16 protein-coding genes are annotated in these 13,118 nt (G+C 68.4%); 14 read left to right on the top strand and 2 right to left on the bottom strand.

All coding sequences use genetic code 11. From position 1 onward, the window contains the following. Positions 1-190 precede the first annotated feature (190 nt). The gene (locus AC3WS6_RS02795) at positions 191-1,126 is read left to right on the top strand and encodes a DMT family transporter (RefSeq protein WP_492499546.1); all 936 of its coding nucleotides are present in this window, start codon (positions 191-193) and stop codon (positions 1,124-1,126) included. 65 nt (positions 1,127-1,191) lie between these two features. Beyond that, on the top strand, positions 1,192-1,902 hold the full coding sequence (locus tag AC3WS6_RS02790; protein WP_492499545.1) for a Pr6Pr family membrane protein: 711 nt from the start codon (positions 1,192-1,194) through the stop codon (positions 1,900-1,902). Positions 1,903-2,022: 120 nt separating this feature from the next. Here the strand turns inward: AC3WS6_RS02790 and AC3WS6_RS02785 are convergent, their stop codons facing one another. Further along, a complete protein-coding gene (locus AC3WS6_RS02785) occupies positions 2,023-2,901 on the bottom strand; it encodes a hypothetical protein (RefSeq protein ID WP_492499544.1) in 879 nt (292 codons plus the stop codon). Positions 2,902-3,375: 474 nt separating this feature from the next. Between AC3WS6_RS02785 and AC3WS6_RS02780 the strand changes: the two genes are divergently transcribed. From AC3WS6_RS02780 to AC3WS6_RS02725, 12 genes are all read left to right on the top strand, one after another. Beyond that, a complete protein-coding gene (locus tag AC3WS6_RS02780) occupies positions 3,376-4,341 on the top strand; it encodes an AAA family ATPase (protein ID WP_201471665.1) in 966 nt (321 codons plus the stop codon). Between the two features lie 7 nt (positions 4,342-4,348). Further along, a complete protein-coding gene (locus AC3WS6_RS02775) occupies positions 4,349-5,236 on the top strand; it encodes a DUF58 domain-containing protein (protein ID WP_492499543.1) in 888 nt (295 codons plus the stop codon). Then, complete coding sequence (locus AC3WS6_RS02770; RefSeq protein WP_492499542.1) at positions 5,223-5,714, top strand: hypothetical protein; 492 nt, start codon at positions 5,223-5,225, stop codon at positions 5,712-5,714. The genes AC3WS6_RS02775 and AC3WS6_RS02770 overlap by 14 nt, the downstream gene beginning before the upstream one ends. Continuing rightward, complete coding sequence (locus AC3WS6_RS02765) at positions 5,705-6,691, top strand: VWA domain-containing protein (protein WP_492499541.1); 987 nt, start codon at positions 5,705-5,707, stop codon at positions 6,689-6,691. The genes AC3WS6_RS02770 and AC3WS6_RS02765 overlap by 10 nt, the downstream gene beginning before the upstream one ends. Further along, the gene (locus tag AC3WS6_RS02760) at positions 6,688-7,725 is read left to right on the top strand and encodes a VWA domain-containing protein (RefSeq protein ID WP_492499540.1); all 1,038 of its coding nucleotides are present in this window, start codon (positions 6,688-6,690) and stop codon (positions 7,723-7,725) included. The genes AC3WS6_RS02765 and AC3WS6_RS02760 overlap by 4 nt, the downstream gene beginning before the upstream one ends. Further along, entirely contained in the window at positions 7,722-8,567 is an 846-nt protein-coding gene (locus AC3WS6_RS02755) for a hypothetical protein (RefSeq protein WP_492499539.1), read from the top strand. The genes AC3WS6_RS02760 and AC3WS6_RS02755 overlap by 4 nt, the downstream gene beginning before the upstream one ends. After that, the gene (locus AC3WS6_RS02750; RefSeq protein ID WP_492499538.1) at positions 8,567-9,676 is read left to right on the top strand and encodes a hypothetical protein; all 1,110 of its coding nucleotides are present in this window, start codon (positions 8,567-8,569) and stop codon (positions 9,674-9,676) included. The genes AC3WS6_RS02755 and AC3WS6_RS02750 overlap by 1 nt, the downstream gene beginning before the upstream one ends. Positions 9,677-9,743: 67 nt before the next feature. Next, positions 9,744-10,034, top strand: coding sequence for a WXG100 family type VII secretion target (locus tag AC3WS6_RS02745; protein WP_377533241.1), 291 nt, complete (start codon positions 9,744-9,746; stop codon positions 10,032-10,034). After that, a complete protein-coding gene (locus AC3WS6_RS02740; protein WP_492499537.1) occupies positions 10,031-10,555 on the top strand; it encodes a hypothetical protein in 525 nt (174 codons plus the stop codon). The genes AC3WS6_RS02745 and AC3WS6_RS02740 overlap by 4 nt, the downstream gene beginning before the upstream one ends. Before the next feature lie 8 nt (positions 10,556-10,563). Beyond that, positions 10,564-10,887, top strand: coding sequence for a hypothetical protein (locus AC3WS6_RS02735; protein WP_492499536.1), 324 nt, complete (start codon positions 10,564-10,566; stop codon positions 10,885-10,887). Next, positions 10,884-11,687, top strand: coding sequence for a hypothetical protein (locus AC3WS6_RS02730; protein ID WP_492499535.1), 804 nt, complete (start codon positions 10,884-10,886; stop codon positions 11,685-11,687). The genes AC3WS6_RS02735 and AC3WS6_RS02730 overlap by 4 nt, the downstream gene beginning before the upstream one ends. A gap of 7 nt (positions 11,688-11,694) precedes the next feature. Continuing rightward, entirely contained in the window at positions 11,695-12,375 is a 681-nt protein-coding gene (locus AC3WS6_RS02725) for a hypothetical protein (protein ID WP_492499534.1), read from the top strand. Between the two features lie 33 nt (positions 12,376-12,408). Here AC3WS6_RS02725 and AC3WS6_RS02720 read toward each other — a convergent pair whose 3' ends face one another. Then, a complete protein-coding gene (locus AC3WS6_RS02720) occupies positions 12,409-13,113 on the bottom strand; it encodes a ZIP family metal transporter (RefSeq protein ID WP_492499533.1) in 705 nt (234 codons plus the stop codon). Between the last annotated feature and the right edge of the window lie 5 nt (positions 13,114-13,118).

Here is a 13,118-nt window from a genome sequence, read left to right as displayed (position 1 = left end):
GCCGGGTTTGCACCGGCTGATGAGCTGGCCCTTGTCGGGCGTGACCATCCTATCGAAGGGCTGTTTCGCAGCCGTTTCAGAGCTGTGGACGGGCGAGCGCGCGCCGCACGGATGCAGGTCGGCCGAAAAGCGACGGATGCTGTCTCTCCGGCGCATCGCCGATGTCGGTGCCCGGTGCCAGGATCGAAGGATGCCGAAGACGAGTCGCGTCCAGCGCGACGACAGCCTGAACCCCACGAAGCGCAGACCGCAGGGGCCGCTCGTGCTCGTCGCCGCCGTCGTGACGGTGGTGCTGTGGGCGTCGGCGTTCATCGGCATCCGCGGCGCCGGGCCGCACTTCGATCCCGGGGCGCTGGCGCTGCTGCGCATGGCGGTCGGCAGCGCCGTGCTCGCGATCATCGCGGTTCGCCACGGCATCCGTCTTCCCGACCGTCGTCACTGGTGGCTCGTGGCGGTGTGGGGAGTCGGCTGGTTCTGCGTCTACAACCTGGCGCTCAATGCGGCCGAGCGCACGCTCGACGCGGGCACGGCCGCGATGGTGGTGAACCTCGCCCCTCTCATGGTCGTCGTCTTCAGCGGGCTGTTCCTGCGAGAAGGCTTCCCGAAGCCGCTGATCATCGGGGCGCCGATCGCGTTCCTCGGCGTCGTGCTGATCGGCATGAACTCTTCGACGAGCGAGGGCCCCGACATCACCGGGCTGCTGCTCGCGCTGCTCGCGGCCGTCATGTACGCGGGGTGCACCCTGCTGCAGAAGCATCTGCTCAGCGCGGGGTCCGATGCGACGACGCTGACGTTCCTGGGAGCGGTGGCGGGCACCGTCGCGCTGCTCCCGTGGGTCGGCAGCCTGATCGGGGCGCTGCAGACGGCCCCGCTCAGCTCGACGCTGTGGGTCGTGTATCTCGGCATCTTCCCGACAGCGATCGCCTTCACGACCTGGGCCTACGTGCTGCAGCGCAGCACCGCAGGGCAGACCTCGGCGACCACCTACGTCGTGCCGGCGATCGCGATCCTCCTGTCGTGGGCGATCCTCGGCGAGGTGCCGACGCCGCTCATGTTCGTCGGCGGCGCGCTGTGTCTGCTCGGAGTGCTTGTGACGCGGATGCGGTGGGGCCGCCGCACCACGTGACATGACGGAATAACGGCCTAGCGTCGACGGGCGTACCGACCGATAAGGTGTGCGCGGAGGCGAATATGACGACCTGGTGGCCCTACGCACGACTCGCGGCGGCAGCGCTCAGCCTCGCGGCTGTGGTCGCGCAGCTGTCACTCACCCTTCAGATCGCGTTCGCCGATCCCACTCCGTGGGGCAGCCACATCCCGACCGTGTGGACGAACTTCTTCAGCTTCTTCACGATCGACTCGAACGTGCTCGCGGCTGTGGTGCTCGTGATCGGCGCGATCTGGGCGTTGCGCCACCGCGGCGACTCCGAGCCCGAGCCGCACTGGCTCGCCGTGCTCCTCGTGTGCGCGAGCACCTACATGATCGTGACCGGCATCGTGTACAACACCCTGCTGCGGGGCTTCGCGCTGCCGCAGGGCTCGACGGTGCCGTGGTCGAACGAGGTGCTGCACGTCGTCTTCCCGCTGTTCCTCCTCCTCGACGTGCTCTTCGCACCCCGTCGACGCGCGCTGCCCTGGAACACCGTGTTCATCGCCGCGATCTTCCCGATCGTGTGGGCGATCTACACGATGATCCGTGCGAACCTCATCACCGCCCCGGCGACCGGCGAGGCCTGGTGGTACCCGTATCCGTTCCTCAACCCGCATCGGGTGCCGGGCGAATACCTCGGCGTCGCGGGGTACATCATCGGCATCGCCGTCGCGATCATCGGCGTAGCGGCGCTCGTCGTCTGGATCGGTCGCCGGCGCGGCCGCGATGCGGCTGCCGCTTCACCCTCCTGACCCCGTCCGGCCACCGGCCACCGGCCCCGGCCGGCCACCCACCCCGTCTTTCGAATAGCGCACTTTGCAGAATTGGCGACCGTAGATCTGCCAGGTGCGCGATTCGAATGAGAGGTGCGGCTAGCGCCGCGCCCCCTCCGGGCCGAACACCGAGAGCACTGGAGCGCTCACGCGCTGCGGCGTGGTGGACAGCGCCTCTCCTGCATCGAGAAGGCGGCCGGGCACACGGTCGCCGCGGAGCTCCTCCCTCGTCGAAGGCTCGAGCGTGTAGAGCCGGAGCGCGAGCCACAGCAGCGTTCCGTCCACGCCCAGCGCTGACGGGTCGACGTCGATCACACCGCGCCGACGCCAGAGCGGATGCCGCCACCTCTCCCGATAGCTGGGTGCCCCGGGGCGCACGACGACCTTGAGCACCATGGTGTTGTTCATGCCGACCCCGACGTCGATGCTCTGGACATCGCCCCACTGCACCTCGGCATCGAGGTGGAAGGTCGCGGAGCCGAGCCCCCGTGGATGCAGGAACAGTCGGCGTGGCTGTCTGAGCGAGATCAGGTGGCTGATGACCGGGCCGAGCAGGAGAACGGCGAGGACTGCCCAGAGGAGGCGCCATCCACCGCTGACCGTCACGGCCACGACAGCGCAGGTCGCCGCCGCGGCGAGCGCCGAGACCACCGTCATGGTCGGCACCAGCTTAGATCCGGAGAGGAGGATGCCGCCCGAGACGGTCGCGCTCGAACGACGGATGTCGTGGGCGGTGACGCGCCGGCGAGGGAGCGTGGTGAGCCACAGCGTCACCGCGAAGACCCACCACAGCGCGGCGACGGCGACCAGCACGGGGAGGATCGACTGCATGGATGCGGCATCCTGCAGGTACGCCCGGACGCTCACCAGGGTCGCGGCGGCCGCAAGGATGACGTTCAGCACGACGACCCCCACCCACAGCGGGCGTCCGATCGCGTATTCGAGCGCAGTGCGCGGCATCGTTCGGGAGGTCTTCATCGAACCCACAGCTAACCACGCGTCCGCCTCACTCACCGGTATGCCTGGTCCGGATGCCACCCACCCCGCCTTTCGAGTAGCGCACTTTGCAGAATCGGCGACCGTAAATCTGCCAAGTGCGCGATTCGGACGAGAGCGGGAGGGGCCCGGAACGCGAGAGGTGGGGCCAGGCGCCGACGTTCTCGGGGCACTGTCACCGGATGCGGTTACGCTGATCCTCGGGGGATCGTCGACGCGTCCCCGTGGCAACGAGGAGACACATCGATGAACGAGCCCTACGCGCCCGACCCCTCCGCAGGTGCGACGCCGCCTCCGCCCGCACCTCCCGCACAGGCACCGCAGGCCGCGCCCTCACCGTCTGTACAAGCCGCCCCGCCGGCTCCTCCCGCCCCGTCGACCCGCGCCGAGGCATCCGCCGGCTCCTCGAGCCCGACGCCCGCGACCAAGAATTCCGCAGCTCCCACCGACGCCGAGATGCGTCGCGCGGCCGAGGTTCTGAAGACCGTCTCCGACGCGTACTCGGCAAAGATGGTGGGCCAGGAGCGACTGCGCACCAGCCTGCTGATCTCGCTGATCGCGGGCGGCCACATCCTGCTCGAGAGCGTGCCGGGCCTCGCCAAGACCACCGCCGCGAGCACCCTCGCCGACACCGTCAAGGCGCAGTTCAAGCGCATCCAGTGCACCCCCGATCTGCTGCCCAGCGACATCACGGGCAACCAGATCTACGACGCCGCGACCGGCTCGTTCCGCACCGTGCTCGGTCCGGTGCACGCCAACTTCGTGCTGCTCGACGAGATCAACCGCTCGAGCGCCAAGACCCAGAGCGCCATGCTCGAGGCGATGCAGGAGCACCAGACCACGATCGGCGGCGAGGTGCACCACCTGCCGAAGCCCTTCCTCGTGATCGCGACGCAGAACCCGATCGAGCAGGAGGGCACCTACGAGCTGCCCGAGGCGCAGATGGACCGCTTCCTGCTCAAGGAGATCGTCGAGTATCCGAGTCCGGCCGAGGAGTTCGAGATCCTCGGTCGCATCGACTCGGGCGTGCTGGATCCCGACCGTCACGTCTCGAGCGCCATCACACTCGACGATGTGCACCTGCTGCAGGATGTGGCGAGCCGGGTCTACGTCGACCCCGCGATCCGCAACTACATCGTGTCGATCGCGTACGTCACGAGGAACCCCGCGCCGTACATCGGCGACGAGCGCGCCCGCTACATCAAGTACGGCGCGAGCCCGCGCGCGAGCATCGCGTTCCTGCAGGCGTCGCGGGCACTCGCGCTGCTGAACGGCCGCGCGCACGTGCTTCCAGAGGACATCCGCTCGCTCCGCCACCTCGTGCTGCGGCACCGCGTGCTGCTGACGTTCGAGGCCGACGCCGAGGGCATCCGCAGCGAAGAGATCATCGACCAGATCTTCGCCTCCGTCCCCACCCCGTGAACCTCGGATGCCCAGCCTGATCGCCCAGGTGAAGAGCAAGCTCTTCATCCACTCGTCGCGCAAGTCGCTGCATGCGCTCGACGGCGCCTATGCGTCGCTGCTGCACGGGCGCAGCCTCGACTTCGAGGACCTGCGCAAGTACGAGTACGGCGACCAGGTGCGCGACATCGATTGGCGGGCGACAGCACGGCTCGGCACCCCGTTGGTCAAGAGGCACCGCGCGATGCGGATGCACACGATCCTGTTCGTGGTCGACACGGGCAGGGCGATGGGCGCCCTCGCGCACGACGAGAAGTCGAAGAAGGATCTCGCGATCCTCGCCACCGGCGTGCTCGGCGTGCTGGCACTGCGGCACGGCGACGACTTCTCACTCGTGTACGGCGACTCCGACCGCATCCGCCGCCGCGCACCGGGCCGCAGCGAGGGCGCGCTCGAGCACGCGCTGCGCACGATCGACCAGTCGATCGACACGAGCACGGCACCCAGCGACCGCGACGCCCTGCTGTCGTATGTCACCCGCACGATCTCGCGACGCATGATCGTCGTCGTCGTGACCGACGAGGCCCCGATCACGACGGAGACCGAGCGGATGCTGCGCCGACTGCGCGTGCAGCATGACGTGCTGTGGCTCACGCTGCGCGACGCGGATCCGGTGCTCGACCACACGACGAGGACGATCCGCGCCGACGTCGACAGTCGGTGGGAGGTGCCCGACTTCGCCCAGGGCGACCTCGACATCGTCGGAGAGCTCGTGGCTCAGGCGCAGACGGATGCCGCGCGCCTCGCCGAGCTGCTCACACGCATGGAGATCAGCCACGGTGTGCTCACCGGGCAGGACGACGCCGTCTCGCAGCTGCTGCAGCTGCTGAACCGGAGGTCGCATGCCCGGCTCTGATGAGCTCTATCCCCCCGGCCAGTACGGCTGGGGCTGGATCCTGTTGGCGATCGGCATACTGCTGCTCCTGATCGTCGGCGCCTGGGTCGTGAGCCTGCTGACACGCCCCCGCCGCGACCTCACGCTCACCGCAGGACAGCAGCAGCCGGTGCTGCAGACGACCGATGTGCTCTCGCAGCTGCGCGTGGAGTACCTGCAGAGCATCCAGCGCATCGAAGACGACTACCGCGCTCGCACACTCTCGGCACGCAACGCCAATCTCGAGCTGAGTCGTGTCGTGCGCACGTTCGTCAACGAGTACAGCGGCCTCGAAGCCCCGGTGCTGGCGCTCGACGATCTCGTCGCGCGAGGCGTGCACCCCGCGCTCATCGACGCCATACAGCGGCACTACTACCCGAGCATCTTCCGCCAGGGGCCCGCGATCGATCCGCTCGCCGGAGCCGAAGCCGCCAGAGCGGTGGTGCGCTCATGGCACTAGCGAACGGGTGGATGCTCCTCGTCGCCGCCGGCATCGTGGTCGTCGCGGTGACGATCGGCCTGGTGCTGGGACTGCGTCGCACCGGCCGGTCCGACACCCACGACCAGGCGCGCATCGCGCGCGCCGAGCGGGTGCGCGCGCTCCCCGCGTTCCGCACGGCGCTCAAGCGTCGGATCGTCGCGCTGTGCGGCATCCTGCTGCTCGGCGTGATCGCCACCGCGTCGGCGGGTGTCGTCGCGGCGCGGCCGATGTCGTCGCAGACGATCCAGCCCGTCAACACCAGCCGTGACATCATGCTGTGTCTCGACGTCTCGGGGTCGATGACCGAGGTCGATGTCGAGGTGCTCACGGTGTTCGAGGAGCTCCTGAAGGAGTTCGAGGGCGAACGCATCGGGCTGACCATCTTCAACAGCTCGCCCGTGCAGATCTTCCCCCTCACCGACGACTACCCGTTCATCCGTGAGCACATGGAGAGCATCAGGGAGAGCTTCGACTTCGAGGAGCAGACCCCCGAGCACTGGGTGGGCACGATGAACGGCAACGGCGCCTCGCTCATCGGCGACGGCCTCGCGGCGTGTGCACTCGCCTTCGACCACCCCGACGACGAGCGCTCGCGATCGATCATCTTCGCGACCGACAACGAGATCAACGGCGCGTCGATCGTGACGCTGCAAGAGGCTGCCGCCTACGCGAAGTCGGTCGGCGTGCGCGTCTTCAGCCTGAACCCCGTGCAGGGCAAGGACGCCGAGGTCAGCGCCGAACTCACCGAGGCGGCGGAGAGCACCGGCGGCACCGCCTACGGCCTGCGCGACACGACGACCGTCGCAGACATCGTCACGCAGGTGCAGGAGCAGGAGGCCACGGCGCTCAAGGGCCAGGCCCAGGTCGTCTGGACCGACAGCCCCAACCTCTGGATCGTCGTGCTGATGGTCTCGGCCCTGGCATTCGTCGTGGTGCTGTGGAGGGTGAGACTGTGATCTTCCAGCCCGTGCTCAACGTCTTCCTCCTGCTGCTGCTCTTCGCACCGGTCGCGGCGCTGGCGGTGCTGGCGCTCGTCAAGGCGCCGACCACCGGCTCGGGCACCAGAGCCGGTGCACGAGCGCTCTGGGCCATGCGGCTCGTGATGCTGCTGGCGTGCTTCGTGATGCTGCTCAGGCCCGGCATCCCCGGCGGTACGACGCAGACTCTCGCGACCGACACCGACATCGTGCTCGTCGTCGACACCACCGCGAGCATCGTCGCCGAGGACTGGGCCGACGGCGAACCGCGACTCGACGGCGTGCGGGCAGACGTGCAGAAGATCGTCGACGAGTATCCGGGCGCACGGTTCGCCCTGATCACCTTCGACGCATCGGCCGACGTGCGGATGCCGCTGACCACCGACACCACTTCGCTGGTCTCGTCGCTCGAGGTGCTTCGCCCCGAGGTCACGAGCCGCTCACGCGGCAGCTCGATCGGCATCGCCGCCGATCAGCTGCACGAGACGCTGTCGAACGCCGCGGCCAACTCGGAGGATCGCTCGCGCATGGTGTTCTACTTCGGCGACGGCGAGCAGACGGCCCTGTCTCCGCCGGAGTCCTTCGACGACAGTGCGCCTTTCACCGACGCCGGCGCGGTGTTCGGCTACGGCACCGCCGAGGGCGGCCCGATGAAGCTGACCACGGGATCGCTCGATCCGTCGGAGGGCGAGGGATACATCGAGTACCAGGGTTCGAACGCGCTGTCGGTGATCGACGAGGCGAACCTGCAGACGATCGCCGGCGAGCTCGGTGTCGAGTACCAGCACCGCACCGCCGACTCCGAACCGACGCTGCCCGAGGCCCCGTCGACGACGGTCGCCTACTCCGAATCCGGAGAAGTCGGCAATGTCACCGAGCTCTACTGGATCGCAGCTCTCGTCATGGCCGCCCTGCTCGGCGTAGAGCTCGCGCGAGCGACCATGCTCGTGGCGCGACTGCGCCGTCTGCGCACCGGCACGGCCGCGAGCGCGAAATCAGGAGGCGCAGCATGACCACGTCGCAGCTTCCTCCCGGCGCTCCGACGCCGCCCGAGGAACCGGTCCTTCTCGAGGTGCAGAACGACGCTCCGCAGACCCCCGCCGAACTCCGCGCCTCCGCCGCGGCAGCGCTGCTGGCATCGAACCGGCGCCGACGGCGCATCCGTCTGTGGGTCGCGCTGGGGACCCTGCCGCTCACGCTCGCGGCGCTGCTGTTCGTCGGCAAGCTGCTGAGCATGTACGCCTTCGCGCATCAGTCGATCAGCTCCTATGTTGTCGACGACTACGCCGGGGCGGAATCCGCTGCGAGAGGGCAGGAGTTCCTCAACTGGTTCGAGCCGTACAAGGCTCCCTTCAATGTGGGCACCGCTCTGGCCGGGTCGGAGAAGCTCCCCGAGTCGCGCGCGAAGTTCGAGGAGTCCCTGAGTCTCGCGACCGGCCTCGAGGTGTGCAGCGTGCGCATCAACCTCGCGATCGTGATCGAGCGGATGGGTGACGCCGCCCGCAGCGACGGAGACGGCGTGGGAGCCGCCGAACTCTATGGCGAGGCGCTCACCGTGACGACCGAGATGCCCGAGGAGTGCAACAGCGAAGAGGCGCAGGAGCAGTCGTCGGACCCCGACCGCGACATGCAGCAGAGCCGGGAGGACCTCGAGGACCGCCTGAAGCAGAAGCAGCAGCAGGAGGAGCAGACGCCGCCCGAGCAGCCGCAGGAGCCGGAGGAGGAGCAGCAGCAGGAGCAGCCCTCGGACGAGAAGATCGAGGACCTCCAGAAGCAGCTCGAGCAGGGCACGCAGGAGCGCGACGAGCGCGACGATGACGACGGCGGAGGCTCGGGGACGGACAAGCCATGGTGATGGATCACGAGAAGCAGCGGGCGCGATACGTCGCGGGCAGCGAGGGCGCACCACCCCTGCCGCCGCCCGGCGGCTACCGCAATGCGCGCCGGCCCTCCGGCCCCGATCTGCCCTCGCCCGCCGTTCCCGGCCTCACCGCCACCGCCACCGCCACCGCCGAGCCGTCGGGGAAGTCCGCGGGCCCCCTCGGGTGGGTGGCGCTCACCGTCGGCATACTGTTCGCCCTCGTGCTGCTGATCACCCTCGCCGCGGGCGGCACGGACGCGCTCTACGGCGTCACGATGCTGACGCTGCAGCTCGTCGTGGTCGCCGTCATCGCGGGTGCCCTGTTCTCGGCGCGCGCGCGGAAGTTCGCCGCGATCGCGCTCGCGATCACGGTGGTGTTCAACGTCGCGACCGTCGGCGGCATCGGCGCCGTGCGCACGTCGGCGACCGGCAGCTACGACGGCATGAAGAGCGACGAGCAGAAGCACGAAGAGGCCTACCCCGGCATCAAGGACCAGAACCCTCGCGACGCCCTCGACCAGCAGTCCCTCGAAGAGGTGCGCGCTGCGTCGGACGCGCTGTTCGCCGAAGTTCGCGAGCGCATCACAGACGAGTTCGGCTACGAATGGGTGCAGGTCGGCGAGGAGGATCTTCGTCCCGAGCGCAACGGCTATGGCGGCGAATCGATGCTCATCGAGTACACGTCGGTCGGGTGGGCCACCACAGAGCCCATTCACGACTACGGCGTGAAGCTCGCGGTCATGGATCTGATCGACGACGTGATCGCCGAGCAGGGGTTCTCGTACCTCTACTCCTTCAACGGCGAGTACTCGGGACTCGAGCCGGCGATGAAGCAGAAGCTCTACGGCAGTGAAGACCCTCGCCTGCAGCACACCTGGGAGTACGCCGCCGACAACTTCCCGCAACCGATGCGCTTCTACACGAACATCTTCGACCTCGCGAATGATGCGACCGGAGACTTCCGCACGGCGCGAGAGGCGCAGAACGCCCGCACCGGCGAGCCGTTGGAAGGTCTGCAGATGGTCGTCATCGCGAGCGGTCTTCTCAGCGACGCCGACCGCGCCGAGTTCGAGCAGCGGCTGCAGGAATACCCCGGTTTCTGAGGGACAGATCCATCTTCGAATCCAATTGCCCCTGGCGATATTCGACAGCCTCGATAAACTCGGGCGCATGAGTCCCGTGAAGTCTTACGATCCGGGGCGCATACGGGGGGCAGCAGCCGCGGTGGGGGAAGCCAATCGCGGTATCGCTGACGCCTTGGATGCGCTCGACGCAGAAGTGTCCACACTCCGAGCGGCGTGGAGCGGTGAAGCATCCGACGCCTACGACCAGGCCCAGGCCCAGTGGTCGGCGCGTCTCGCTGAGATGAACCGCATCCTCGGCCTCGCTGCCGGAGCCGCCGCGAGCAGCGCCGAGCGCTATGCCCAGGGCCGATCGAAGATCGAGGCGAGGTGGGCATGACCGGCGCCGACCAGCAGCCCTCGCTCCTCGAGCGGATGCAGCTGCTGCAGGCGCAGAGCGCAGCCCTGCAGGACCAGCTGCGCCAGACGCAGAAAGACGTGGAGAACGAACTCGCGAAGTACATCCCGCCGAACCCGGTGCATGTGACGGTGTCGCTCAGCGAGACGGGATTCCCGGTCGGACTCGAGGTCGTAGGCCCCGAGCAGGACCGCACCGCCGCGATCTACGCGTCGGCCATCAGCTCCGCCTTCCAGCTCGCTCAGGCGACCGGGCCTGCGCTGCCGGTCGAGGCATCGACCACGATCATCGATGCGATCACCTCGGGCCAGGAACTTCCCGCGACCACCATCTCGGACGACTTCGGACAGTTCTCGGTGACGGCGTCCTTCGGATCTGTGCGCGGGGTCGACGTGAAGGATCAGTGGGTGCAGTCCTGCACCGACGAGCTCATCGCGGAGGAGATCCTCCGCGTCGCACAGCATGCGGCGAAGGCGTCGGACGCCTTCCACCGATTCGAGTAGGGGGAACCATGGGCGATTACGACGAGGAAGCATTGCGCGCGGATGCGAACGACTCCTGGCAACCGTGGAGTCTGGAGCTGCAAGGGTGGCGAGAGACCATCGAGGGGATAGCGCTCGACCGGCAGGCGTTCTCCGTCGCCCCGGGATCCGAGGAGCTGTTCGGCGCGTTCAACAGATCGCTGAAGGTCGTCGGCTCGTACCTGCACGGCGGCGAAGAGGTCTTCGAGGGCATCGCCCGCGCGCTGCTCGACTCCGCCATCGAGTACATGGAGATGGACGGCTACGCGGCCGATGAGATCGCCCGCGTCGAGAGGGAGATGGAAGCGCTGTGAGCAGCTACGTCGACATACTGCGCCAGCAGATCATCCTCCAGCTCGACGACGCGGAGACGCGCGTCCAGAACGCGATCCAGGTCGCGCCCGGGCTCATCCGCCAGGCTGTCGAGGCGGCCGCGAACCACTACTTCGGCACCATCGCCGTGCTGATCCCGGATCCGGTCGTCGAGTGGGTCGCCGACCAGATCACCGACGCCGCGCTGGCTGCCCTGCGAGACTGCCTCGTGCGCATCGCGGTTCTGCGTGAGGCGGCGGCCTACCTCGGAAGCCCTGACGAGCTCCGTGCCGTCGCCGAGACGCTCGGCGACATCGGCGGTGCATCCGCAGCCATCGATGTGAACAAAGACGACCTCGACGGACTCATGTCGTGGAACGACGGCGAGCCGACCCGCCGCTATGAGGTCGCTGTCGAGAATCAGCAGCGCGACCTCGGCAAGGTAGCCCCCGCGTTGGACGGCCTGAAAGACGTGCTCCGCACGCACGCCGACGACATCGAGAACTACTACCTGGCACTGCTCGCCCTGGTCACAGGTGCGGTCGCTGCGATCCTCGGGGTCGTCGGCGCCATCCTCAGCGTCATCGCCGGTGCGCTCACCTTCGAGACCGGCGTCGGGCCGGTGCTCGGCATCATCGCGGCTTGCCTGTCGCTGGTGACGGCCATGCTCGGGGTGGTGGCGTCGGGCATCGGCGCCGTGCAGCTCTTCGTACAGTCGACGCAGGCCACGTCCAACAAGCTGGACGCCGTGCAGATCGATGCGCTCACATGGGATAAGCCCTCCTTTGCGCAGATCGAGTAGAGCGGGTGTGCTGGCGGCATCCGGTCTGCTCGCACTGCTGCCGCTCATGTTGACGGGATGCGTGGGTGGCTCCGCCAGGCCGGAGCCGACCGAGGTCGTCACGCAGTACCTGAGTGCGATCGCATCGGGCGACGCCGCGACCGCGACGGCACTCGATGCCGACGCGGTCGCGGCACAGCACGAGGGTTCGACGACCGAGGAGATCGGTGACTTCGAGACGCTGCGCACGGATGCGGTGCTGCAGGGGGCGGAGCAGCGGATCGAGAGCGTGTCGGTCGAACCGCGCTCGGCGGCGGTGGGCGGCGATCAGGATGTGCGCCGCGTGCTCTTCACGTACGAGCTCGACGGAGAGGAGACGAGCTCTTCGCTGCAGGTGAGATGGGACGAGTCGTCGTCGACCTGGGAGCTCACGCAGTCGCTCACACTGTCGATGTCGATCGAGGCGGTGCAGAGCAAGGTGTCGCTCGAGCCCGCGCCGTTCCGCATCGGCGGCGTCGAGGGTGTCCTCGCAACGGATGCCGCAGCGGCCCCGCTGCTGTATCTCGTCTATCCCGGCGTGTACCGCATCACCTCCGAGATCCCGAAGGAGCTGCTGGTGCCGGGCACCGACACCGCGCAGACCGTGGTGGCCGCGATGCCCGGCGACGTGTTCGTGCAGTTCGACGTGAGCGAGCTGCCCTCGAAGTGAGACCCGCGTCGCCGAGGCCACTCGGAGAAGCGGTCAGGCGAGCGACAGCCCTGCGGCGAGCGCGAACCCGAGCACGGTCGCGAGGCCCGTGAGGTTCTTCGCCTTCTGCTGAGCATCCGGCACCATCGAATCGACCAGCATCACAAGCAGCGCACCGGCGGCGAAGCCGCTCGCCGCCGAGCGGAACGCGTCACCGGTGACACTCGCGAGCGCGAACCCGGCGATCGTCGCCAGCGCGCAGATCACTGCGATCCCGGCCCACAGCAAGAGCACTCGCGACTTCGCCATGCCGCCCTCGAGCAGGTCGGCGGCAGAGCCGATCGACTCCGGCAGGTTCGACACCACGATCGCCACGACGAGTGCGATGCTCACCGGCTCGCCCGACGCCAGCCCGATGCCGAGCACCAGCTGCTCGGGGATGCCGTCGAGCAGCGCACCGAGGGCGAGCGGCGCACCGGCTCCCTGGTTCTTCGACTTCGCCGCACGAGCATCGAGCACCCGATCCGCGAGGAAGTAGGCGAGGGCCCCCACGACCACACCCGCGACGAGCGGAACAGGGCCGGCGAGGTCGAGCCCCTCCTCCCAGAGCTCGAACGCGATCGAGGCCATGAGCGCGCCGGCACCGAAACCCAGCACGATGCCCAGCCACCGAGGCGGCCAGGTGCGCAGCAGCGCCAGGACGGCGCCGACGATCAGGGGCGACGCGGCGACCACGCCCCACAGAATCGCTCCACCCATGTGCC

The organism is Microbacterium sp. EB106-03-03-XG65 (assembly GCF_058791955.1).
This window is presented reverse-complemented; position numbering and strand designations above follow the sequence as displayed.